The sequence below is a fragment of the Ancylobacter oerskovii genome, assembly GCF_018390555.1.
Lineage (GTDB): Bacteria > Pseudomonadota > Alphaproteobacteria > Rhizobiales > Xanthobacteraceae > Ancylobacter > Ancylobacter oerskovii.
This window is the reverse complement of sequence record NZ_JAHBGB010000002.1, coordinates 404594-427494: the sequence shown is the minus strand read 5'-3', so window position 1 is coordinate 427494 and position 22901 is coordinate 404594. Positions and strand designations below refer to the sequence as shown.

19 protein-coding genes are annotated in these 22901 nt (G+C 69.3%); 9 read left to right on the top strand and 10 right to left on the bottom strand.

The features are described from left to right. Nucleotides 1-326 precede the first annotated feature (326 nt). The 3 genes from KHC19_RS02225 to KHC19_RS02210 all read left to right on the top strand — a co-directional run bounded on the left by KHC19_RS02225 (nt 327) and on the right by KHC19_RS02210 (nt 2402). On the top strand, nt 327-527 hold the full coding sequence (locus KHC19_RS02225; RefSeq protein WP_213350382.1) for a DUF2735 domain-containing protein: 201 nt from the start codon (nt 327-329) through the stop codon (nt 525-527). A 254-nt stretch (nt 528-781) separates the two neighbouring features. After that, complete coding sequence (locus KHC19_RS02215; protein WP_213350381.1) at nt 782-1174, top strand: acyl-CoA thioesterase; 393 nt, start codon at nt 782-784, stop codon at nt 1172-1174. An 88-nt stretch (nt 1175-1262) separates the two neighbouring features. Next, nucleotides 1263-2402 (top strand): SGNH/GDSL hydrolase family protein, encoded by a 1140-nt coding sequence (locus KHC19_RS02210; RefSeq protein WP_213350380.1) that lies wholly within the window; start codon nt 1263-1265, stop codon nt 2400-2402. On the opposite strand, the gene KHC19_RS02205 is transcribed toward KHC19_RS02210, so the two are convergent. From KHC19_RS02205 to alr, 3 genes are all read right to left on the bottom strand, one after another. After that, nucleotides 2396-3667: a Bcr/CflA family efflux MFS transporter gene (locus tag KHC19_RS02205; protein ID WP_213350379.1), complete on the bottom strand. Its 1272-nt coding sequence runs from the start codon at nt 3665-3667 to the stop codon at nt 2396-2398. The genes KHC19_RS02210 and KHC19_RS02205 overlap by 7 nt on opposite strands. Nucleotides 3668-3938: 271 nt before the next feature. Next, entirely contained in the window at nt 3939-5192 is a 1254-nt protein-coding gene (locus KHC19_RS02200; protein WP_213350378.1) for a D-amino acid dehydrogenase, read from the bottom strand. Nucleotides 5193-5251: 59 nt separating this feature from the next. Beyond that, nucleotides 5252-6370, bottom strand: a complete 1119-nt coding sequence (alr, locus tag KHC19_RS02195) for an alanine racemase (RefSeq protein WP_213350377.1) — start codon at nt 6368-6370, stop codon at nt 5252-5254. A gap of 129 nt (nt 6371-6499) precedes the next feature. Here alr and KHC19_RS02190 point away from each other — a divergent pair, with 129 nt between their 5' ends. Beyond that, complete coding sequence (locus KHC19_RS02190; RefSeq protein ID WP_213350376.1) at nt 6500-6955, top strand: Lrp/AsnC family transcriptional regulator; 456 nt, start codon at nt 6500-6502, stop codon at nt 6953-6955. 241 nt (nt 6956-7196) lie between these two features. Then, nucleotides 7197-7994, top strand: a complete 798-nt coding sequence (locus KHC19_RS02185) for an NAD(P)-binding domain-containing protein (protein WP_213350375.1) — start codon at nt 7197-7199, stop codon at nt 7992-7994. A gap of 248 nt (nt 7995-8242) precedes the next feature. On the opposite strand, the gene gabD is transcribed toward KHC19_RS02185, so the two are convergent. From gabD to KHC19_RS02150, 7 genes are all read right to left on the bottom strand, one after another. Then, a complete protein-coding gene (gabD, locus tag KHC19_RS02180) occupies nt 8243-9688 on the bottom strand; it encodes an NADP-dependent succinate-semialdehyde dehydrogenase (RefSeq protein ID WP_213351009.1) in 1446 nt (481 codons plus the stop codon). A gap of 129 nt (nt 9689-9817) precedes the next feature. Continuing rightward, complete coding sequence (locus KHC19_RS02175) at nt 9818-11065, bottom strand: cupin domain-containing protein (protein ID WP_213350374.1); 1248 nt, start codon at nt 11063-11065, stop codon at nt 9818-9820. Nucleotides 11066-11249: 184 nt separating this feature from the next. Further along, entirely contained in the window at nt 11250-12059 is an 810-nt protein-coding gene (gene ppk2, locus KHC19_RS02170) for a polyphosphate kinase 2 (RefSeq protein WP_213350373.1), read from the bottom strand. 50 nt (nt 12060-12109) lie between these two features. Continuing rightward, nucleotides 12110-13810: a SulP family inorganic anion transporter gene (locus KHC19_RS02165; RefSeq protein ID WP_213350372.1), complete on the bottom strand. Its 1701-nt coding sequence runs from the start codon at nt 13808-13810 to the stop codon at nt 12110-12112. 156 nt (nt 13811-13966) lie between these two features. After that, nucleotides 13967-14956, bottom strand: coding sequence for a glutathione S-transferase family protein (locus KHC19_RS02160; RefSeq protein ID WP_213350371.1), 990 nt, complete (start codon nt 14954-14956; stop codon nt 13967-13969). An 84-nt stretch (nt 14957-15040) separates the two neighbouring features. Continuing rightward, complete coding sequence (locus KHC19_RS02155; protein WP_213350370.1) at nt 15041-15451, bottom strand: DoxX family protein; 411 nt, start codon at nt 15449-15451, stop codon at nt 15041-15043. A gap of 109 nt (nt 15452-15560) precedes the next feature. Beyond that, entirely contained in the window at nt 15561-16472 is a 912-nt protein-coding gene (locus tag KHC19_RS02150) for a LysR family transcriptional regulator (protein ID WP_213350369.1), read from the bottom strand. 148 nt (nt 16473-16620) lie between these two features. Between KHC19_RS02150 and KHC19_RS02145 the strand changes: the two genes are divergently transcribed. The 4 genes from KHC19_RS02145 to KHC19_RS02130 all read left to right on the top strand — a co-directional run bounded on the left by KHC19_RS02145 (nt 16621) and on the right by KHC19_RS02130 (nt 22803). Further along, nucleotides 16621-17841 carry a threonine ammonia-lyase gene (locus tag KHC19_RS02145; RefSeq protein WP_213350368.1) on the top strand — a complete coding sequence of 407 codons (1221 nt, stop codon included), beginning with the start codon at nt 16621-16623 and terminating at the stop codon, nt 17839-17841. A 244-nt stretch (nt 17842-18085) separates the two neighbouring features. After that, the gene (locus tag KHC19_RS02140) at nt 18086-19159 is read left to right on the top strand and encodes a TRAP transporter substrate-binding protein (protein ID WP_213350367.1); all 1074 of its coding nucleotides are present in this window, start codon (nt 18086-18088) and stop codon (nt 19157-19159) included. 28 nt (nt 19160-19187) lie between these two features. Next, the gene (locus KHC19_RS02135; RefSeq protein WP_213350366.1) at nt 19188-21863 is read left to right on the top strand and encodes a bifunctional diguanylate cyclase/phosphodiesterase; all 2676 of its coding nucleotides are present in this window, start codon (nt 19188-19190) and stop codon (nt 21861-21863) included. A 163-nt stretch (nt 21864-22026) separates the two neighbouring features. Beyond that, nucleotides 22027-22803 (top strand): amino acid ABC transporter substrate-binding protein, encoded by a 777-nt coding sequence (locus KHC19_RS02130; RefSeq protein ID WP_213350365.1) that lies wholly within the window; start codon nt 22027-22029, stop codon nt 22801-22803. The last annotated feature ends 98 nt before the right edge of the window (nt 22804-22901 follow it).

Below are 22901 nucleotides of genomic sequence, written 5' to 3'. Positions count from 1 at the left end.
CCTGCGGGCGAGATGCGTTCGGTATCTCCGTATGTGGTCGCCCGTGCGGAGAGACGCGTCGCGCGCCGATGGCCGGCCGGCGACGGGATGCTGTCGCGCCGGGCTTTGCCGGTGTCCGAAGCGGGTCGTGAACCCATCGGGCGCGGCGGCGTTGACCTTGGGGCGGTGCGGCCGGAGTGCCGGTCGGCCGGGCAATCGAGCGTGTGATTAAATAATATGCATTCAATGATATTTTTTTACTCATACTGATCGATGTTCGGGCATCTCGTGCTATATAGGAGTGACCGCCGCTGCCGGCAGGCGCGGCGTAAACAGGAGAAGAAACGATGAATGTCAGTCCCATTGGCGGCTCCGCCAAGATTTACGAGTTCCCCCGGGGCGGGCGGGCCAGCCTGGTCGGTCGCCGCGAGAATGAGCGCCTCGATGCCAATGCCGCCGCCCTGCGCGCGGTGCCGGTGGCTTTTGATGCCGGCTGGTATCATGAAGAGGCGATCAAGCAGGATCGGCCGACCGACAAGCGGTCGTGACCGGCGTGACACCAATGTCCGATGCTTGCCCGTACCCGGTACGGTGGTCTCTTCCCAAAAGGGCCGGCACCTCGTGTCCGGCCCTTTTTTATGGTCTGCTCGCAAACTGATCTTGTTGATTAAAAATTAGGCGGCATCTTGCGCTGCATCGACCGGGCCGATGCCCCGTTCATACTATTCTACTATTTCCAGATTGGCGGCTTCGCCGTTCGGTAGCCCGGCTCGATCACAGATGCCCGAAGGGTAGGCCGGACATGACAGACCACGCCCCGCCGCCGCCGAATGACAGCCCGGTCATCCGCACCATCGCCATGCCGGCCGATACCAATCCCGCGGGCGATATTTTCGGCGGCTGGCTCATGGCGCATATGGACCTCGCCGCCGGCAATGTCGCCACCCGCCGCGTCAAGGGGCGCGCCGCCACGGTGGCGGTGGAGGCCATGGCGTTCCTCAGCCCGGTGCTGGTGGGCGACGAGGTGAGCTTCTACGGCACCATCATCGCGGTCGGCCGCACCTCGCTGAAGATCCGTATCGAAGCCTGGCGCCGCAAGCGCGAAGGCGAGGAGATGATCAAGGTCACCGAGGCCACCTTCACCTTCGTGGCGATCGACAAGAACCGCCGGCCGCGGCCGATCGATCCCGTATGAACGATGCCTCCGTCATATTACCTTGCGTAATGTGAAGGGCGTGGCCAAGATCCGCCGGAAATCCTTCTGGTCGGATCGGCGTGTTGCGATGAAGATCCTGGTGATCGGCGGCTCGAATTCCGTGATGAAGCCGGGATATCTGAGCCATACCTCGGAGTGGCTAAAAAAGAAGGCGCGGGTCGCCGCCAGGCTGACCAATCTGAGCGTCGGCGCCAATAATTGCCTGATCGGGCTCGAAAACCTGAAGACGAGCGGATCGCTGGAGGAATTCGACAAGATCGTCGTCGAATTCGCCATCAACGACATGTCGCTGGCGACGCCGGAAGGCTTCGACACCTGGCAATGCGCCTATGAGGGCCTGCTGCGCCACATCCTGCAGCACAATGCGCGGGCGCAGGTCTTCCATCTGCTGCTGGGGCGGCGTTCCGAGCGCTATCGCGACCGCACCGAGCGGATCCGCGCCGGGATGAGGGAGATCGTGCGGCACTATGCCGGCGCGCGCGATGTGAGGCTGCTCGATTTCGACCTCTCGCTCCGCAACCTGCTCGATAACGACCAGGCGCGGATCAGCACCCATTACAAAGACGAGGTTCACTACGATCTCGAAAAGGGCGCGCCCATGCTCGGCCGCTATGTCGCCAAGCATCTGACCGCCGCGCCCACGCGCCTTCCGGCGCCGTGCCCGGCGCCGCTGCACGCGCAGGCCTTCGACCGCGCGGTGCTCTGGCCGGTGAGCGAGATGTCGGGCGACCTCGACAGGCGCGCCTTCTCCAATAGCCGCTTCGCCCGGACGGGCAGCGTGCTGCAGCCGGCGCGGCCGCTGGCGGTGGAACTGCCCGGGCCGCTGATCTGCCTGTCCTTCCTTGCCACCGCGGATTCCCGGCCGCTGCTGCTGGAGGAGGAGGGCGAGCGGCCCGTGTTGCTCCACACCGCCCATGTCGAGCTCGTCAAGACGCCGGAAAAATTCCGCATCAAGAATTTCACCCTGGACTGGAAGCGCTGGACGGCGATGGAGCGCAAGGGGCCGCGCCGGGTGGTGCTCACCGCGCTCGAGCGGACCGATGTCCCGCGCTACGAGGCGTTCCTCGTCGAGCGGTTCAACATGGTGCCGGGCAACGGCGAAGGCGGCGGCCCCTATGTGAGCAACCTCGCCTATCTGCCGCCGCCCGGCGACGATGCGAGGGATGCGGCCATCGCCGCGGCCGGCGTGCCGGCGGCCGCCTACTGATCGGCGCGGCCGGCGCGGCGGGCGATCAGCAGGCCGGCGAGGCCGATGCTCATCGAGGCGGTCACGATTCCGCCGACGGACAGGGAGTCGTGGCCGATGAGGCCGACGCACAGCGTCACCAGCGCCCCGACCGCCATCTGGATGAAGCCGTAGAGGCTTGAGGCGGTGCCGACCGCATGCGGATTGGCGCTCATCGCCAGCGTCGCCGCACCCGGATTGGCGAAGCCGCCGGCGAAGGTCATGACGAAGAGCGGCGCCACCACCGTCGCCACCGCGTCCGGCGCCAGCAGGCGCCCGCCGAGGAAGGCGAGGGCGGCCAGCGTGGCGGCCGTGGTTCCAATCAGGGCGATGGCGCCGAGGCTCATCCGGCGGGAAGCCTGCCGGGCGGCGAGGGCGCCCAGGATGGAGCCGGTCACGACGGCGAGATAGATGAAGCCGATGCCGAGGCTGGCATGCGGCAGCTCCTCGCCGATGAGGAAGGGCAGCGCCGCGTAGAAGGCATAGGCGGTGACGGTGCAGGCGGCGCCGCACAGCGAATAGCCCATGAAGGCCGGCATGCGCAGGAGCAGGCCGTAGGTGCGGACCATGCCGGGCAGGCTGAGCGGTGCGCCGCGTTCCGTATTGGTTTCGGGAAAGCGCAGATAGAGCAGCAGGAGGATCACCGCCGCCGCGGCGAGCAGCACCGCGAACAGCATGCGCCAGCCGATGAGCAACGTGAGATAGCTGCCGACCAGCGGCGCGACGGCCGAGGACAGCGTGATCGCCGAGGCGAGCACGGCGAGCGCGGCGACGGCGTCCCGCCCTGTCGACGTCTCGCGGATGGTGGCGCGCCCGATCACCAGCCCGGCGCAGCTTCCCACCGATTGCAGCACCCGCGCCAGCAGCAGGGTGGAGAGGCTGGGGGCCAGCAGCGCGCCCACCGTGCCGACGAGATAGACGCCGATGCCGCCGAGGATGACCGGGCGGCGGCCGAAGCGATCGGAGAGCGGGCCGTGCACGATCTGGCCGAGGGCGAGGCCGATGAGATAGAGCGTCACCGTGAGCTGGATCTGCGACGGCGTGACCGCCAATGCCGCGGCGGCGGCCGGCAACGCCGGTACGAAGACATGCATGCTGAAGGTGGCGACGGCGGTGGTCATCGCCATCAGCATCAGATTGACGCGCGGCCGCGGCGCCGTCGGCACGGTGCCTGCCGCCCTTGCCGGGTGGTCGTGGCGCTCGGCGTCGAGGGGAGGCTCGATCACCGCCAGGGCGGGCGCGTTCATCGGAAGCGCCCCGGGCCGCTGCCCGACCGGCCGGCGCCGGGCATGGCGGTGCGCCCGGCGGTACGGGACGATGGAAAACGCGGAACCGGGAGGGGGAGCGGCATGGCAGGCTCGTGAACCGGGCCGCAGCGCAGGGCGACCCTTCCCCTCGCATCGCGGAATTCCGCGCCGCCGGCAACCCCCAAGATCATGGACCCTGCCATGCAGGGCTCACGATGCCGGGAGGCGAGCCAGATGAGGGGGCGGATGTCGGCCCCGCTCGCGGCGGCGGTTAACGATAGCGCGACAGGGCGAGGTCCGCGGTCTCGATGGCCGGCTTCACCCGGTTGACGAGGTCGGCCAGCACCTTGCCGGAGCCGCAGGACATGGTCCAGCCCAGCGTGCCGTGCCCGCCATTGATGTAGAGGTTGCCATAGCGCGTGCCGCCGATCACCGGAGTGCCGTCCGGCGTCATCGGCCGGAGGCCGGTCCAGAAGGTGGCCCGCTTCTGGTCACCGGCCCCGCCGAACAGGTCTTCCACCGAATGCTCGAGCGTGGCGCGGCGGGCGGGGGGCAGATCGAGGTTGAAGCCGGCGATCTCCGCCATGCCGCCGACGCGGATGCGGTCGCCGAGGCGGGTGATCGCGACCTTGTAGGTCTCGTCCATCACGGTGGAGACCGGGGCGCGCGCCTCGTTCACGATCGGCACGGTGATGGAATAGCCCTTCACCGGATAGACCGGCAGATCGAGCCCGAGGGGCTTCGCCAGCGCCGGGGCGTAGCTGCCGAGCGCCAGCACATAGGCGTCGGCCTCGATGTCGCCGAGACTGGTCTCCACGGCGACCACGCGGTCGCGCTCATGCTTGAGCCGGCGGATGTCGACGCCGAAGCGGAAGCTGACGCCGGCGGCCTCGCAGAGCTTGTGCAGGGCGTTGGTGAACTTGAAGCAGTCGCCGGTCTCGTCGCCGGGCAGTTGCAGGCCGCCGACGATCTTGTGCTTCACCGGGGCGAGGCCGGGCTCGGCGGCGACGCAGCCGGCCGGGTCCAGCACGTTGAACGGCACGCCGTCAGCCTTGAGCACCTCGACATCCTTGCCGATGCCGTCGAGCTGCTTCTGGTCGCGGAAGACCTGAAGCGTGCCCTGCATGCGCTCGTCATAATGGATGCCGGTCTCGGCGCGCAGTTCCTCCAGGCAGTCGCGGCTGTATTCGGCGATGCGCACCATGCGGCTCTTGTTCACCGCGTAGCGCTCGGCGGTGCAGTTGCGCAGCATGGCGAACACCCAGCGCCAGGTGGCGGCATCCGCCATCGGCCGGATGATCAGCGGCGCGTGCTTCATGAACAGCCACTTCATCGCCTTCACGGGAATGCCGGGCGCCGCCCAGGGCGAGGAATAGCCGGGAGAGACCTCGCCGGCATTGGCGAAGCTGGTCTCCAGCGCCGGGCCGGCCTGCCGGTCGAGGACCGTGACCTGGTGGCCGGCCTTGGCGAGATACCAGGCGCTGGTGATGCCGATGACGCCGGCGCCGAGGATGACGATCTTCATGGAAGGTCTCGTTGTTCTTGCAGGTATCCGCAGGTGTCTTGCAGGACTTGTGCCGGCCGTCAGCGATAGACGCGATGGTAACGCGCGCCGAGACGGGTGAGGATCTCGTAGGCGATGGTGCCGGAGGCTTCGGCGACGTCTTCGAGCGTCTGGTGCGGGCCGACGATCTCGACGAGGCTGCCGAGCTTCAGCGCGTCCGGTGGCAGGGCGCTGATGTCGAGGATGATGCTGTCCATCGACACCCGGCCGACGAAGGGCAGGCGGGTGTCGCCGAGGAAGGCGGCGCCATGGTCGGTGAGATGGCGCGGCAGGCCGTCGGCATAGCCGGCGGCGACGGTGGCGAGGCGCATCTGCGTGGGGGCGACGAAGCGCCCGCCATAGCCGATGCGCGCACCCGCCGGCACGGTGCGGGTCTGGATCACCGGCACGTCGAGGCGCACCACCGGTGCCATCGGGTTGGGCCGGCCGCCAATGGGGGCGCCGCCATAGAGCGCGATGCCGGGGCGGGCAAGGGACCCCGCATAAGCCGGTCCCAGGAAGCTGCCGCCGGAATTGGCGAAGCAGGGCGTCGCTTGCGGAAACAGCGCGGCGAGGCGCTCGAAGGCGGCAAGCTGCGCGGCGTTCTGCGCATTGTCCGGCTCGTCGGCACAGGCGAGGTGGCTCATGACATGCAGGATCTCGACGCCGGCGAGCCGGGCCGGATCGGCGGCCAGCGCCTCGGCTTCCTGCGGTTCCAGCCCGAGGCGGCACATGCCGCTGTCGAATTGCAGCAGGGCGGGCAGGGTGATGCCGCGCGCGCGGGCGAGGCCGGCCCAGTTGTCGAGCTGCTCTAGCGAGTTGAGCACCGGCACGATGCCGGCCGCGGCGCAGGCGGCTTCCGCGCCGGGCTGAAGGCCGTTGAGCACGTAGAGACGGGCATGGGGCGCCAGCAGCGGGCGCAGCTTCAGCGCCTCGCCGAGATGGGCGACGAAGAAATCGCGGCAGCCGGCGGCATAGAGCGTGGGCGCGACGCGGGCGGCGCCCAGCCCATAGGCATCGGCCTTCACCACGCCGGCGGTGCGGGCGGGGGCGAGCCGTGCCTGGAGCAGGCGGTAATTCGCGGCCAGGGCGGTGAGATCGATGGTGAGCACCCCCGAGGCGGCATCGACGATCGGCCGCTCGGCAATATCCGCGAACATCAGCCACTCCTCTGGACGGGACGAAGTAGCCTAGCGCGCCAATCGTGCAATTGCCGGTCATTTCATGCTTGGAAATTCCGGTATTTGGTATTTCATGCATGTATCGATCATGAATTGGACGAATGCGCCATGTCCGCCCTCGACCCCGCCGACCGTAACATCCTACGGCTGCTGCGCCTCAATGCGCGCATGAGCACGGCGAAAATCGCCGAGGAGGTCGGGCTGTCGCCATCGAGCTGCCTCCGGCGCATCAAGCTGATGGAGCATAGCGGGGTGATCCGCGGCTACACGGCGATCGTCGACCATTCGGCGCGCGATCCCGGCATGGCGGTGATCGTCAACATCACGCTGGAACGTCAGACCGAGGACTATCTCACCCGCTTCGAAACCGCGGTGCGGCGCCACCCGGAAATCCGCGAGTGCTACCTGATGACCGGCGGCTCGGACTACCTCCTGCGCGTGGAGGTGGAGAATGCCGGCGAGTTCGAGCGGGTGCATACCGAGATCCTCTCGACCCTGCCCGGCGTACTGCGCATCCATTCCAGCTTCTCGATCCGCAACGTGATGGCGTCGCGCCGGCGCTGAGGGGGGCGGGAGAAGGATTGCGTGCTTCGAGGCCGGCCGGTGGCCGGCACCTCAGCATGAGGAAGGTTGCGGACTCGTGGAGATACCTGACGCCTGACCGACCTCTCCTCATCCTGAGGTGCGAGCGCAGCGAGCCTCGAAGGACGCAGGCCGCTGCCGTGGGAGCGCGCGCCGCATGTCGGCGGTTCCCAGCCGGTGCGGGCCGGCCTATACCGGCGGCTCCCCAAACGCGGACCGCATCATGCTCACCATCGGATTCGTCGGCACCGGCATCCTCACCGAGGCCGTGGTCACCGGCCTCCTGCAGACCCAGTCTCAGCAGGATCTTGCCGGCCGCTGCCGCATCCTGCTGTCGCCGCGCTCGGAGGCGGTCTCGCGCCGGCTGGCGCAGGCGCATGAGGCGGTGGAGCGCTGCGCCGGCAACGAGGAGGTGGTGGAGCGCAGCGACGTCGTCGTGCTCGCGGTGCTGCCCAAGCAACTGGCCGAGGTGACGGCAGGCCTGCCGTTCCGTCGCGGGCAACGGGTGGTGAGCTTCATCGCCGGCGCGCCGGTGGACAGCGTGAAGGCGCTGGTGGCGCCGGCCGAGACGGTGGTGCGGGTGATTCCGCTGCCGCCGATCCGCTTCCGCAAGGGGCCGGTCGTGCTCTACCCGGGCAATGAGATGGTCGAGGACTTGTTCGGCGGGCTGGGCGAGCTGATCGTCGTCGAGCGCGAGAGCGAGCTCGCCGCCATCGGCCATGCCAGCGCGGTGATGTCGTCGCACTACGAAGTGCAGAACACCGTCATCGGCTGGCTGCAATCGCGTGGTCTCGCCGAGGCGACGGCGGCGCTCTATGTGCGCTCGCTGTTCGCCGGGCTCGGCGAACTGGGGCTCGACGCGGCGCGGAAGGGCGAGCCGGTCGATCCCGCGCATCACGAGACGGCGGGCGGGCTCAACGAATGCGGGCGCGCCTATCTCGCGGGGCGGGGCTGGTTCGACGAGATCGGCAAGGCGCTTGACGCGATCGAGGCGCATGTGCCGTCGAAGCCGAAGGGGTGAGGGCGGGGGCGTCCTCAAGTCCCTTCTCTATTTCCTCTCCCCGCCCGAACCCGGCTGTTGCCGGGTTCGGTTCAGGCAAGGTCGAAACCGGATATGTCCGGTTTCGGCGGAGAGGTGGCCCGCGCAGCGGGTCGGCGAGGGGAGACGACATGGGGACGCGCAGAGCCCCCTCACCCCACCCCTCTCCCCCGCGGGGAGAGGGAGAAGGGGCGGTCTTCGGCAGGGTGCCGGGGAAACGACCGGCTCCCTCAGATGCCGGCCATGTTGATGTACTTCACCACGACATAGTCCTCGATGCCGTAATGCGAGCCTTCGCGGCCGAGGCCGGACTGCTTGACGCCGCCGAAGGGAGCGACCTCGTTGGAGATCAGCCCGGTGTTCACGCCGACAATGCCGTATTCCAGCCGCTCCGCCACCCGCCACACCCGGCCGAGGTCGCGGGCGTAGAAATAGCTGGCGAGGCCGAACTCGGTGTCGTTGGCGAGCGCGACGACCTCGTCCTCGGTCTCGAAGCGGAACAGCGGCGCCAGCGGGCCGAAGGTCTCCTCGCGCGAGACCGCCATTTCCGGCTTCACGTCGACGAGGATGGTCGGCTCGAAGAAGGAGTGGCCGAGCGCGTGGCGCTTGCCGCCGAGCGCCACCTTGGCGCCCTTCGACACGGCGTCGGCGATGTGCTCCTCCACCTTCTCCACCGCCTTCTCGTCGATCAGCGGTCCGATGCGCACGCCCTCGCCCGTGCCGTCGCCGACCTTCAGCGCCGCGACCGCCTTCACCAGCTTCTCGGCGAAGGCATCGTAGACCTTGGCGTGGACGTAGAGCCGGTTGGCGCAGACGCAGGTCTGGCCGGCATTGCGGTACTTGGAGAGGATGGCACCTTCCACCGCGGCGTCGAGATCGGCATCGTCGAAGACGATGAAGGGGGCGTTGCCGCCGAGCTCCATCGACACCTTCTTGATGGTGGCGGCGGTCTGCTCCATCAGCACCCGGCCGATCTCGGTGGAGCCGGTGAAGGTGAGCTTGCGCACGATCGGGTTGGAGGTCATCTCGCCGCCGATGGCGCGCGCCGAGCCGGTGATCACCGAGAGCACGCCGGCCGGCACCCCGGCCCGCTCGGCGAGCACGGCCAGCGCCAGGGCGGTGAGCGGGGTCTGCGAGGCCGGCTTCACCACCATGGTGCAGCCGGCGGCGAGCGCCGGCCCGGCCTTGCGGGTGATCATCGCGGCGGGAAAGTTCCACGGGGTGATGGCGGCGCAGACGCCGATCGGCTCCTTGGTGACGACGATGCGCTGGCCCTTGGCGGGGGCCGGGATGATGTCGCCATAGATGCGCTTGCCCTCTTCGGCGAACCATTCGACGAAGGAGCCGGCATAGGCGATCTCGCCCTTGGCCTCGGCCAGCGGCTTGCCCTGCTCGGCGGTCATGATGGCGCCGAGGTCGTCCTGGTTGGCGAGGATCAGCTCGAACCAGCGGCGCAGCACGGCGGCGCGCTCCTTGGCGGTGCGGGCGCGCCATTCCGGCCAGGCGGCATTGGCGGCCTCGATGGCGTCGCGGGTTTCCTTGGCGCCGAAATTCGGCACGGTGCCCACGACCTCGCCGGTGGCGGGGTTGCGGACCTCGATGGTGCTCTCGGAACCGATCCAGCTTCCGCCCACGAGGCATTCCTGGCGCAGCAGGCTGGCATCCTTCAGTTTCAGCACGGCAGTTCTCCGAAAGGCGGCCGCCGGTCGGGCCGGCGCGCCGGAGGCGGGCGGGGCGAAGCAAGGATGACCTTGTAGCCCCGTCCGCCGGGCGGAGGAAAGCCGTCGATTCGATGCGGCGTACGATCAGCCCGGCTGGATGCCGGGCTGGCCGGTGGGAAAGCGGGCGAGGACGGCCGGATCGATGTTCAGGTGCTGGGCGACCAGCTCCGGCGGCGCGTGAGCCAGCCAGTTGGACAGGTCGATCTCCTGATATTCCGGGGCCCGGAACACCGCCAGCACCTGCACGTCCTCGGTGCCGGTGTTCTCGATGTAGTGGCCCTGGCTCTTCGGCACCACGCCGAGGTCGCCGGCCTGGAAGTCGATGGTCTGCGCGCGCGGGCCGGCATTGAACACCGTCATCCGGCCCTTGCCCTTGATCCAGTACTGCCACTCGTCGGCATTGGGATGCCAGTGCATGCGCCGGAGCGCGCCGGGCTTGATGGTCTCGATCGCCGCCGCCACGGTCTTGGACACCTTGAAGCTGCGGCTGTCGGCGAGATGGATGCTGCCTCCGGGACCGTCGATGACCGGCTTGGTGCCGGTGAGCGAGAAGGTGAAGGGCTCGGGCGGGGTGCCGCCGGCGGCGACGGCCGCCTGATCGACGGCGAGCGGGGGCGGCTCCTTGCCCTGGAAGATCCAGAGGTCGTGCAGCGCGATGTCCTTGAACGTCTCCGGCGGCACGCCGAAATTCTGGCCGAGCACCTTGGGCGGGGTGTGGATGAACCAGTCGGTCAGCAGCAGGGTATTGTATTCCGACTGATAGGCATCGTCGAAGACGATGACGAACTCGCAGCCCTCCGGCCCGAGGCCCTGCAGCGAATGCGGGTAGCCCGCCGGGAAGAACCAGATGTCGCCGGCGCCGACGTCGCGCACATAGGCGCGGCCCTCCGGGTCGAGCACGGTGATGCGGCACTTGCCGTTGGTCATCAGCGCCCATTCGCCGGCGAGGTGCCAGTGCATCTCGCGGATGCCGCCCGGCCCGAGGCGCATGTTGACGCCCGAGACCTCCTTGGCCGCCGGGAACTCGGTGGCGGTGGCCTGCCGGGCCCAGCCGCCGGCCTGGATGCGCTTCGGCATGATGTTGAAGGACGACCACATCATCGGCATGTTGCCGACATCGGTGGGCGGCTGGTTCTGGAAGGAGGGCAGCTGCTCCTCCAGCACCGGGTTGCGCGGGCCGGGATTGGACAGGGCGCCGGGCGTGGAGTTGATCGCGCCCTGGGGCGGCTGGTCGGGATTGCCGAAGCTGGCGGCGTGGGCCGTGCCGGCGGCGAGCGCGGCGCCGCCGATGGCACCGGCGGCGAGCAGGCTGCGGCGGGACAGGTCTTCCATGGTTTCCTCCTCGCGGATGGATCTCCGAGGCTGGAAACAGGATGAGCCCGCCGGGCGGCGGCGTCTTTTCCCGACGAATGACCGCAGGGGAGGCCGGCGCGCGGGCATATCGGCAATGGCCGGCACCGCGCAGGCCGGTTGCGGCACGCCGGAGGTGGCGAGGGGCCCGCGGCCTCGGGACGCGTCAGAACACTTCCGGCACCCGGTGGCGGGCATAGGGAGGCTCGGTGTAGCCCTTCGGCTTCTGGCGCTTGGGCAGCTTGATGGGTTCCCGCTTCGGCGGCTCGTAGGGCACCTTCGACAGCAGGTGGGTGATGACGTTCAGCCGCGTGCGCTTCTTGTCGTCGGACTGGACGACGTGCCACGGCGCCCATTCGGTGTCCGACATGGCGAACATCTCGTCGCGCGCCCGCGAATAATCGTACCAGCGATTATAGGATTTGAGGTCCATCGGCGAGAGCTTCCAGATCTTGCGCGGGTCGCTGATGCGCTGCTCGATGCGGCGGGTCTGCTCCTCCTGGCTGACCTCCAGCCAGTATTTGATCAGGAGGATGCCGGAATCGATGATGGTCTTCTCCATCGAGCCGATGGTCTCGAGGAAGCGGCGCGCCTGCTTGTCGGTGCAGAAGCCCATCACCCGCTCGACGCCGGCCCGGTTGTACCAGCTGCGGTCGAAGATCACGATCTCGCCCGCCGCCGGCAGATGCGGCACGTAGCGCTGGGCGTACATCTGCGATTTCTCGCGGTCGCTCGGCGGGGGCAGCGCGACCACGCGGAACACGCGCGGGCTGACGCGCTCGGTGATCGCCTTGATGACGCCGCCCTTGCCGGCGCCGTCGCGTCCCTCGAACAGCACGCAGATCTTGGCGCCGGTCGCCTTCGCCCATTCCTGCAGCTTCACCAGCTCGACATGCAGCTTGTAGAGCTCCTGCTCGTAGGTCTTGCGGGACATCTTGTCCGGCGCGGCGGCCGGCTTCCCGATGGCGGTTTCCATGACACGTGGCTCCCCGGAAGTGAAAGGCGGTCGATTTCCTGCCGCGGCCGCTACGTCGCCGCCGCGGCCCTGCGTTCCTGCGCCGCCAGCCGATCGAAGCGGGCGGCGGCTTCCTCGACGTCGTCGAACACCATGTCGCGGCCGATCCGGTCGACGACGCCGGCCCGTTCCAGAAGCGTCAGCGGATCGGTGTGCAGTTCCACGATGCCGAAGGCGATGCCGCGTTCGGCGAGGGCGGCGCGCACCTCGTCGAGCATCGCCGCCGCCGTGCTGTCGATCTGCGTCACGGCGCTGGCATCGAGCAGGAACCAGCGCGTGTCGGCCGGCAGCGCCTCCATCACCTCCTGCAGCCGCGCGCGGACATAATCGACATTGAAGAACAGCAGGCTGCCCTGGATCAGATAGATGGCGAGGCCCGGCACCGGCCGCGCTTCCCTGAAGCGGTGCAGCTTGTAGAAGCCGGGCCGGCCCGGCAGCCGCCCGAGCAGCGCGTCGTGCGGGCGCATCTCCTTGATCAGCACATAGAGCAGGGTGGCCGCCACCGCGACGATGACGCCGTTGAGCACGCCGAGGCTGACCGCGCCCCACATGCCGATCAGCGCGAAGCCGAACTCCATGCGGCTGATCCGCCACAATTCCCTGAGGCTGCCGACATCGATGAGGCCGATCGAGGCGGCGACGAGGATCGCCCCCAGCGCCGGCGAGGGAAGCAGGCGCAGCGCGTCGTTCAGGAACAGCATGACGCTGGCCAGCGCCAGCGCGGCGACGAGGCCCGCCATCTGGCTGCGCCCGCCGACCGACAGGTTGATGGCGGTGCGCGAATCCGAGACCGTCACCGGAAAGCCGCTGAACAGCCCGGCGGCGATATTGGCGCCGCCGAGGCCGACCAGCTCGCGATTGGTATCCACCGGAAAGCCGCCGCGGGCGCCGAAGCTGCGGGCGGCGACGATGCCGGAGCTGAAGCTCACCAGCCACAGCGCGCCGGCGCCGAGCAGTAGCTCCTGTAGCGGCAGGCCGGACGGGGAGGGCAGCGCCAGCGACGGCAGCGCCTGCGGCAGCGCGCCGACCACCTTGATGCCGCGCCCTTCGAAATCGAACAGCGCGGAGGCGGCGATGCCGAGCACCACCACGACCAGCGGGCCCGGCACCGGCGATTTCAGCCGTTGCAGCAGCAGCGTCAGCGCCAGCAGGCCGAGGCCCAGCGCCAGCGACGGCCAGTGGATGGCATGCCATTGCTGCACCAGATCGACCAGCGGCGCGACGAGGCCGTCCGATTTGATCTTCAGCCCGGTGAGGCGGCCGATCTGGCCGACCATGATGGAGATGGCGATGCCGCCGATGAAGCCGATGAGGATCGGCCGCGACAGGAAGGCGGCGACGGCTCCCAGGCGCAGCGCGCTGGCGATGAGGCACATCCCGCCCACGACGAGCGCCAGCAGCGCCGCGATGCCGACGCGATCCGCCGTCGGCTGCTGGGCGACGAGGCTCGCCAGCACGGCGGCGAGCACGGTCATGGTGGCAGCGTCCGGCCCCACCACCAGGCGATGCGAGGGGCCGAGCAGGGCATAGCCGATCAGCGGAAAGATCGAGGCGTAGACGCCGACTTCCGGCGGCAGGCCGGCAATGGCGGGATAGGCGATGGCGCTGGGAATGGCGACGGCAGCAATGGCGAGCCCCGCCATGGCATCGCGCCCGAACCATTGTGCCCTGTAGCCCGCAAAGCCCTGGAGCAGGGGAATCCTCGCCGGCATCGTACCCTCACGCCTACGCATCGGCCTGCCGGCCCGCACCGGGACCGGCCGCAGCGTCAGGCGCCAAAAGTGGAGCGATTGCCGCCGGCGGGCAAGTATGTCCGTGACAATCTTTTGACACCGTGGCCGGCGGAAGGCGTACCCGCCGGCGCCACCTCAATCCGCGAGGGGAACCTGCACCGGGGCGAGGCCGGGCAGGTCCGGCCCGACCGGCACGATGCCGTCCGGGTTCAGCGACTTGATGGAATAGTAGCCGCGCTTGATGTGGTCGATGCTCACCGTGTCGCGGATGCCGGGCACGTCCAGCACCCGCAGCATGTAGGCCTGCAGCGCCGGATGATCGGCGAGGCGCTTCAGGTTGCACTTGAACAGGCCGTGATAGGCGGCGTCGAAGCGCACCAGCGTCACGAACAGCCGGATGTCGGCCTCGGTGAGGCGATCGCCGAACAGGAAGGGGCCGGCGCCGGAAAGGCGCCGCTCCAGCTCCGCCAGCATGGCGAACACCTCGGCGAAGGCTTCCTCATAGGCGAGCTGGGTGGTGGCGAAGCCGGCGCGGTAGACGCCGTTGTTGAGGCGCGGATAGACGCGCTCGTTCAGCGCGTCGATCGCCTCGCGCAGATCCGCGGGGTAGAGGTCGACGCCATCATCCGCCAGCGCACCGAAGCCGGAATCGAACATGCGCAATATGTCGGCGGATTCGTTGTTGACGATGGTGCCGCGCTGCCTGTCCCACAGCACCGGCACGGTGGCGCGGCCGGTATAATTCGGGTCGGCGCGGGTATAGATCTCGTGCAGATAGGTGGCGCCGTTGACCGTGTCGGCGGTGGCGCCGGGCGGGCTCTGCGGCATGCCGAAGCGCCAGCCCTGATCGGTGAGCGCCGGCTCGACCACCGAGAGCGAGACGACCTCCTCCAGCTTCTTGAGCTTGCGGGCGATCAGCGTGCGCGACGCCCAGGGGCAGATCAGCGCGACATAGAGATGGTAGCGGCCGGGTTCGGCGGCAAAGCCGCCCTCGCCGGTGGGGCCGGGGGCGCCGTCCGGCGTCACCCAGCTGCGGAAGCCGGAGACCTGCCGCACGAAGCCGCCCTTGGCATCCTTGGCCTGCACCGGGTGCCAGTCGGCCGTCCATTTTCCGTCGACCAGCATGGGCGTCTCCTCCGTGTGGGTTCCGGGTGTCCGACGCCGGAAATTGCCGGCGGCGCCGGCAATTTCGCAAGGGCGCGTCGCGCGTCAGCGGGTGGCCGAGGTGGTCGGCTTCAGCGCCAGCGCGCCGTCGCCGCCGAGCGCCACGCCGAGCAGGGCGACGATCCACAGCGCCAGGAATTCCCAGCCGCCATTCGGATTGGTGAAGAAGAAGCCGGCCGGGCCATGCACGGTGACGATGGCGCCGAGCAGGATCGGGATGAGCGCGAGGGCGGCGAGGCGCGGCCACAGGCCGAGGATCAGCGCCACCGCGCCGATGAGCTCCCAGGCGATGGTGACATAGGCGAGCCAGCCGGGCAGGCCGAGCGAGGAGAAGAAGCCGGCGGTGCCGGCCGGGGTGAACACGAAGAGCTTCAGCCCGGCATGGGCGAGGAAGAGGATGCCGAGCGCGAGGCGCAGCACCAGGACGGCATAGGGAGCCGTGCGGCTATCGATCATGGCAGGATCCTTTCGGGGAATCGGTCGCCGCGGATCCTGCTCCCATCGCGACCGGGTGATTATCCGGGCGGAGAGCGGAAGTTTCCTTCCATTTCGGAAGGAATGGAGATCACCAGCCCCGATCCCATGCCGGCCGGCCGCGGAAGCGGGCGACGAGGAAATCGACCAGCACCCGGACCTTGGCGGCGAGATGCCGCCCCGGCGGGTAGACCGCGAACAGGCCGTGCGGCGGCGCCTCGCATTCCGGCAGGAGCCGCCGGACATGGCCGGCGCGCAGGGAGGCACCGGCGATGAAGCTTGGCACATTGGCGATGCCGAGCCCGGCGGCGGCGGCGGCGAGACAGGCCTCGCCGCTGGAAAAGCGCAGGCGGCCGGAGATCGGCACGTCGACGACCTCGCCCGCCGGGCTGCGGAACCGCCAGTTGAGCGGGTCGCGGAAATTGGTGTCGACGAGGCATTCATGCCCCGTGAGGTCCTGCGGGCGGCCCGGCTCGCCGCGGGCGGCGAGATAGGCGGCGGCGGCCACCAGCACCACGCGGGCGTCGCACAGCTTGCGGGCGACGAGGCTGCTGTCGCCCGGCGTGCCGATCCGCACCGCGGCGTCGTAGCCTTCCTCGACGAGATCGACCACCCGGTCGGTGAAGCCGACATCGAGGCGTATCTGCGGATAGGCGCGGGCGAAATCGAGCAGCGCCGGGGTGAGCTGGATCGAGCCGAACGACATCGGCGCGGTGAGGCGCAGCGTGCCCGCCGGCGTGGCCGACGCGTTGCGGACCGCGGCATCGAGCGCCTCGAACTCCTCCAGCAGCGCCTTGATGCGCTGGTAATAGGCGGCGCCGGCCTCGGTGGGCGCCAGCGCCCGGGTGCTGCGCCGGATGAGCTGCACGCCGAGATCGGCCTCGAGCCGCGAGACCAGCTTCGAGGCCTGTCCGCTCGAGGTGCCGAGCCGGCGGGCGGCAGCGGCGAAGCTGCCGAGGTCCAGCACCGCCACCAGCATCCGGTCGCAATCCAGCCGCTGCATCCGAGTTTCCAATCTGGATATGGTATGGCTCATTGCAGCATGAATGCTGCCGGATTGGAATTTCGACCGTGCCGCCGGCGCCCGCCACTATTGCCGCGCCACCGGCCGGGCTAGGCTGGCGCACTGGCGACCGGGAGTGTGAAGGGCCGTGACGTTTCCTGATGTAAGCCTCGCCGATGTCGAGGCGGCGGCGGCGCGTATCGCGGGCGCGGTGGCGGCGACGCCCTTCGTGCCGTCGCAGACCCTGTCCCGCCAGCTCGGTGCCGAGGTCTGGCTGAAATTCGAGAATCTGCAGTTCACCGCCTCGTTCAAGGAACGTGGCGCGCTCAACAAGCTGCTGTCGCTGTCGGCCGCCGAGCAGGCGCGCGGCGTGATCGCGGCGTCCGCCGGCAACCATGCGCAGGGCGTCGCCTATCACGCCCGCCGCACCGGGGTGAGCGCCACCATCGTGATGCCCACCACCACTCCCAATCTCAAGGTGGAGCGCGTGCGCGAGCACGGCGCCCGGGTGGTGCTGCACGGCGAGGGCTTCGCCGAGGCGGCCGCCGAGATGATCAGGCTGGCCCGGGAGGAAGGGCGGACCATCGTGCACCCCTTCGACGATCCCGCCGTCATCGCCGGGCAGGGGACGGCGACGCTGGAGATGCTGCAGGCGCAGCCGGCACTCGACACCCTCGCCGTGCCGATCGGCGGCGGCGGGCTGATCGCCGGCGCGGCGGTGGTGGCGCGGGCGCTGCGCCCGGACATGCGCATCGTCGGCGTGCAGTCCGAGATGTTTCCCGGCATGGCGCGGGCGACCGGGCGCTTCGACGGCGAGGCGGAGCCCGGCTCGTCGGTGGCGGAGGGCATTGCCGTCGCCGATCCCGGCCGGATCACCCGCGCCATCGTGGCGGCGGGCGTCGACGAGATCGCGGTGGTGGGCGAGGACGCCATCGAGGAGGCGATCGCGCTGCTGCTCGGCGTCGAGAAGACCCTGTGCGAGGGAGCCGGCGCCGCCGGCATCGCCGCCATGCTCGCCCGGCCGGACCTGTTCCGCGGCCGCAAGGTCGGGGTGATCCTGTCCGGCGGCAATGTCGATACCCGCGTGCTGGTGGCGGTGCTGCAGCGCCATCTCACCCGTATCGGACGCATGGTGCGCATCCGCGTGGAACTGCCGGATCATCCCGGCGCGCTGGCACGGCTGACCGCCGCGGTGGCGGCCGAGGGCGGCAACATCTACGAACTGCGCCACGAGCGGCTGGCGGCGGCGAGCCGGGCCAAGGAAAGCTCGGTTTCCCTCGATATCGAGCTGCGCGATTCCACCGACCTGCCCCGCCTGCTCGACCGGCTGGCGGCCGAGCGGTTCCGGGCCCGGCGCGACGCCTTCTGATGCGCCGGCCGACATCGTGCGGGCCGAGGGGTGGGCTTCGGGGGCCTCGCGGCACGGCTTCCCGCGGACGGTATCCCGGGCGGTATCCCTTGCCGGCGGACACAACGCCGCAAGCGGGGGCAACCATGTGCAAACCATTAGTTTTACTATTCCTTGCCCATGAAATCGCGCCTATTGTCGAAATAGATGCGCGCCGCGCCGGCCGGGGCGTGCACGACCGTGCCTGGAAATGCAGGGAGAGTTGATGGGCCTGGGGGGCAGCCTGAGGCGGCAACTGCCGATTCTCTTCATCGCGCTGGCGCTCTGCGTCGGCGCGGGAGCGGCCGGCGGCGCCGAGAACGGTCCCATCAAGCTCCAGGTCGTCGGCGGCCTGGCGGGCGTCACCCAGTTCACCCGGCTGGAAAAACCCTTCTGGGAGAAGGAGATCGCCACCCGTTCCGGGGGGCGGGTGACGGCGACCATCAAATCCTTCGATGCCGGCGGGCTGCGCGGCCAGGAGATGCTGCAGCTGATCCGCATGGGCGTGGTGCCGTTCGGCACCGTGCTGCTCAGCGTCGCCTCGGCCGACGATCCCGAATTGAGCGCCGTCGACCTGCCGGTGCTCAATCCCGACATGGCGACGCTGCGGCGCACGCTCGGCCTGTTCCGCGAGCATCTGGGCACGGTGCTGCGCAACCGCTACGGCATCGAGCTGCTGGCGGTCTATGCCTATCCCGCGCAGGTGCTCTATTGCGACCAGCCCTTCGCCGGGCTCGACGACCTCGCCGGCCGCAAGGTGCGGACCTCCTCGGTGGCGCAGTTCGAGCTGATGAACGCGCTCGGCGCGGTGCCGGTGGTGGTTCCCTTCGCCGAGATCACCAAGGCGTTGCGCGACGGCGTGGTGGACTGCGCCATCACCGGGACGCTGAGCGGCTACGAGATCGGCCTGCCGGCCGTCACCACCCATGTGCATGCCATGGCGCTCAGCTGGGGATTGTCCTTCTTCGGCGCCAATCTCGCGGCGTGGAACGCGCTGCCGCCCGATGTGCAGGAGATCATCCGCACCGGGGTGGCCGACCTCGAGCAGCGCATCTGGCGGCAGGCGGAGGCCGATACCGAGCGGGGGCTTGCCTGCAACACCGGCAAGCTCGCCTGTGCCGGCACGCCGCAGCCGCCGATGGCGCTGGTGCCGACCTCCGCCGCCGACGAGGCCCGTCGCAGCCACCTGCTCGCCGAGGTGGTGCTGCCGCGCTGGATCGAACGCTGCGGCGAGAACTGCGTGAAAGCCTGGAACACCTATTTCGCCCCCGCCCTCGGCATCCAAGCCAAGGCGAAGTGAACGTGTACGCTGCAGCCAGAAGTGAGAGATGATCCGGCATCGCCTTCAGCTGATCGTCATCGTTGGGACGGCCGTTTTCTTGCTGGTGATGGCGGTCGGCCTGGGAATTCTGCTCGACCGGGGCCAGCGCGGGGCCATGGCCACGGCGGAAGCCTCGCTGGAGCGGGCCTCGCAGGCGGTGGAGAACGCCCTCAACCGGCAGCTCCTGCAGGTTCACGGCGCGCTTGCCAGCCTGTCCACCCTGTTCGCCGCCGCCAAGGCATCGCCGCAGACGCCGGAGATCGCCGGCGAGCTGCTGCGGGGCGTCAACTTCCAGACCCTCGCCTATAACGACCTGATGCTGGTCAATGCGGAAGGCCGGGTCATCGCCGCCGCCCGCACCCGCAGCCTGGGACGGACGCTGCCCTTCGGCGCCCGCGAGTTCGGCGCCGGCACGGCGGCGCTCATCGGCCCGGTGCGCAACCGCGTGACCGGCGAATGGTCGCTCTACATCTCCCGCCGGGTACCGGAGTGGAAGGGCGTGACCCCCGTCGCGGAAGTGCCGCTGGCCGGGCTGATGGGGGTGCTCGGCGAGGCGGGCATCGACCCGCGGATGCAGATCCAGCTGGAGCGGCCGGACGGGCAGCTGATCGCGGCGCTGCCGCATGACGAACTGCACACCGGCGAGGTGCCGCCCTCGGCGCTCGGTGGGCGCATGCCGGACGGCCGGGTGTTCCTGGTGCCGGACGGCGCGGAGGGGCCGCAGCTCGCGGTGGTGCGGGCGTCGCTCTATGACGACGTCCGGGTGATCCTCACCGCCAATCGCCGGGCGATGCTGGACGACTGGCACCGCGACCGCGACCGCCTGACCTTCGCCACCGGCGCCGCCGCGCTGCTGCTCGTCGCCTTCGCGGCGGCGCTGCTCTTCGCGCTGAGGCAGCGCGAACGTGCCGACGCCGAGCGCGCCCGCGCGGCGGCGGTGCTGAGGAACGCCATCGAGGCGATGTCGGACGGCTTCGTCATGTGGGACGAGCAGGATCGCCTCGTCACCTGCAACCAGCGCTACCGCGACATCTACCCGATCGTCGCGCCGTTCATGCTGCCGGGCATCCGCTATGAGGAGCTCATCCGCAAGGGCGTCGAGGTCGGCCAGTTCCCCGATGCCGGGCCGGATGCCGAGGCGTTCGTCGCCGGCATGGTCGCCTGGCATCGGAGCGGCACCGGCACGGATGAACGCCGGCTGCCGGACGGGCGCTGGATCCTGGTGCGCGAGCGGCACACCGCCGATGGCGGCATCGTCGGCATCCGCACCGACGTCACCATGCTCAAGACCGCGCTGGCCGAGCTCGCCGAGGCCAATGTACGGGCGAACGAGGCCGCCCAGGAGGCGCAGCGGCAGAACGCGGCACTGACCGAGCGTGAGAGCCGCATCCGCTTCCTCGCCCATCACGACGACCTGACCCGCCTGCCGAACCGGGTGCTGTTCCGCGAGCGCGCCGAGGCGGCGCTGCACGGCGCCAAGGAGCAGGGCGTCCGCATGGCGCTGCTCTATCTCGATCTCGACCGCTTCAAGGACGTCAACGATACGCTCGGCCACCCGATCGGCGACGCGCTGCTGCGCGCCGCGGCCGACCGGCTGCTCGGCTGCGTCGGCGATTCCGACCGCATCGCCCGGCTCGGCGGCGACGAGTTCGCGGTCATCAGCCTCGCGCCGGCCGCCTCGGCGGAAGCGCAGATTCTCAGCGGGCGCATCATCGAGACGCTGAGCGCGCCCTACAGCATTCTCGGCCATTCCATCGCCATCAGCGTCAGCGTCGGCATCGCGCTCGCCGACGGGATGGGAACCGATGCCGACGCCCTGCTGAAGCAGGCCGACCTCGCCCTCTACGAGGCGAAGGCCCAAGGGCGGGGCACCTACCGGATTTTCGCGCCGGAGATGGACGAGCATCTGCGCGCCCGGCTGGAGATGGAGGCGGATTTGCGCCAGGCGCTGGCGGCCGGGCAGTTCGAGCTCGCCTACCAGCCGATCTTCCAGCTGGCGCAGGCGCGGCTGAGCGGGTTCGAGGCGCTGCTGCGCTGGACGCATCCCCGGCGCGGTACCGTCTGCCCGGGCCTGTTCATTCCGCTGGCCGAGGAAACCGGGCTCATCGTCGAGATCGGCGCCTGGGTGCTGCGCCGCGCCTGCGAGGACATCGCCGGGCAGCCGGGCGAGCTGAAGGTGGCGATCAACATCTCGCCCGTCCAGCTGGCTTTCGGCGGCATCGTGGAAACGGTGGGCGAGGTGCTGCGCGCCACCGGCCTCGATCCCGGCCGGCTGGAGCTGGAGATCACCGAGACCACGCTCTTCGCCGACAACCAGCGCAATCTCGACGTGCTGCGGCGGCTGCGGCTGCTGGGCGTGCGCATCGTGCTCGACGATTTCGGCACCGGCTATTCCAGCCTCAGCCATCTGCGGCTGTTCCCGCTGGACAAGATCAAGATCGACCGGTCCTTCGTGCAGGAAATGCCGCACCGGGCGGACAGCGCCGCCATCGTCGATGCCCTGGCCGCGCTCGCGCTGCGCCTCGGCATGACCACCACCGCCGAGGGGATCGAGACCGCCGAGCAACTGGACGTCGTCCGGCGCGCGGGCTGCACCGAGGGCCAGGGCTATTATCTCGGCCGTCCGCGCCCGCTGCAGCAGGCCCTCGCGGAAGCGGGCGCCGCCGCGGGGCCGCTCGCATGAGGGGCAAGGTAGACTATAAATTCAGTAGACAATTTTCGGTCGTTATGCGACCGATGCCGTCCATTGCCGCGGCCTCGTGCCCTGGCGAAAACCGCGCGCGGGCCCCAACTGGACCAGGGGTTCCCGCGCGCATGTGCGCGGCCTGCCGCCGTGAGGTGAGATCATGAGCTTCATCAGCAAGACCCTGTTCGCCGTTGCGATCGCCGCGCTCGTGCCGCTGGCGGCCGTCGCCCGGGCGGACGAGCTGGCCAGCATCAAGCAGGCCGGCGTCATCCGCATCGGCACCGAGGGCACCTATCCGCCCTTCACCTATCACGACTCGGCCAACAAGCTGGTCGGCTTCGACGTCGAGATCGGGCAGGAGATCGCCAAGCGCCTCGGCGTGAATCCCGAATTCCTGGAAGGCAAATGGGACGGGCTGATCGCCGGCCTCGATGCCCGCCGCTACGACGTGGTGATCAACCAGGTCGGCATCACCGAGGCGCGCAAGGCGAAGTACGACTTCTCGCAGCCCTACATCGCCTCCAAGGCGGTGCTGATCGTGCGCGACGGCAACGACACGATCAAGAGCTTCGAGGACCTGAAGGGCAAGCGGGCGGCGCAGTCGCTGACCTCCAATTTCGGCAAGCTGGCGGAGGGCTACGGCGCCAGCCTCGTCGGCACCGACGGCTTCGACCAGTCGATCCAGCTGGTGCTCAACGGGCGGGCCGACGCCACGCTGAACGACAGCCTGTCCTTCCTCGACTTCAAGAAGCACAAGCCGGATGCACCGGTGAAGATCGTCGCCGAGCAGAAGGACGCCGACTATTCCGGCATCATCCTGCGCAAGGGCAATCCCGATCTCGTCGCCGCCATCAACAAGGCGCTCGACGCGATCAAGGCCGACGGCACCTATGCGCGCATCTCCGACGCCTATTTCGGCGCGGACGTTTCGAAGTAAGCTGGTCGGGGCGGCCCGACCGTCGCCTCCGCCTGCCGACCCGATCCGTAAGCCGTCCTCATCCTGAGGCGCGGGCGTGGCGAGCCTCGAAGGATGCT

Coding starts and splice junctions, on each gene's coding strand:
- KHC19_RS02225 (WP_213350382.1), top strand. CDS start 327: ATGAATGTCAGTCCCATTGGCGGCTCCGCCAAGATTTACGAGTTCCCC.
- KHC19_RS02215 (WP_213350381.1), top strand. CDS start 782: ATGACAGACCACGCCCCGCCGCCGCCGAATGACAGCCCGGTCATCCGC.
- KHC19_RS02210 (WP_213350380.1), top strand. CDS start 1,263: ATGAAGATCCTGGTGATCGGCGGCTCGAATTCCGTGATGAAGCCGGGA.
- KHC19_RS02205 (WP_213350379.1), bottom strand. CDS start 3,667: ATGAACGCGCCCGCCCTGGCGGTGATCGAGCCTCCCCTCGACGCCGAG.
- KHC19_RS02200 (WP_213350378.1), bottom strand. CDS start 5,192: ATGAAGATCGTCATCCTCGGCGCCGGCGTCATCGGCATCACCAGCGCC.
- alr (WP_213350377.1), bottom strand. CDS start 6,370: ATGTTCGCGGATATTGCCGAGCGGCCGATCGTCGATGCCGCCTCGGGG.
- KHC19_RS02190 (WP_213350376.1), top strand. CDS start 6,500: ATGTCCGCCCTCGACCCCGCCGACCGTAACATCCTACGGCTGCTGCGC.
- KHC19_RS02185 (WP_213350375.1), top strand. CDS start 7,197: ATGCTCACCATCGGATTCGTCGGCACCGGCATCCTCACCGAGGCCGTG.
- KHC19_RS02175 (WP_213350374.1), bottom strand. CDS start 11,065: ATGGAAGACCTGTCCCGCCGCAGCCTGCTCGCCGCCGGTGCCATCGGC.
- ppk2 (WP_213350373.1), bottom strand. CDS start 12,059: ATGGAAACCGCCATCGGGAAGCCGGCCGCCGCGCCGGACAAGATGTCC.
- KHC19_RS02165 (WP_213350372.1), bottom strand. CDS start 13,810: ATGCCGGCGAGGATTCCCCTGCTCCAGGGCTTTGCGGGCTACAGGGCA.
- KHC19_RS02160 (WP_213350371.1), bottom strand. CDS start 14,956: ATGCTGGTCGACGGAAAATGGACGGCCGACTGGCACCCGGTGCAGGCC.
- KHC19_RS02155 (WP_213350370.1), bottom strand. CDS start 15,451: ATGATCGATAGCCGCACGGCTCCCTATGCCGTCCTGGTGCTGCGCCTC.
- KHC19_RS02150 (WP_213350369.1), bottom strand. CDS start 16,472: ATGCAGCGGCTGGATTGCGACCGGATGCTGGTGGCGGTGCTGGACCTC.
- KHC19_RS02140 (WP_213350367.1), top strand. CDS start 18,086: ATGGGCCTGGGGGGCAGCCTGAGGCGGCAACTGCCGATTCTCTTCATC.
- KHC19_RS02135 (WP_213350366.1), top strand. CDS start 19,188: ATGATCCGGCATCGCCTTCAGCTGATCGTCATCGTTGGGACGGCCGTT.
- KHC19_RS02130 (WP_213350365.1), top strand. CDS start 22,027: ATGAGCTTCATCAGCAAGACCCTGTTCGCCGTTGCGATCGCCGCGCTC.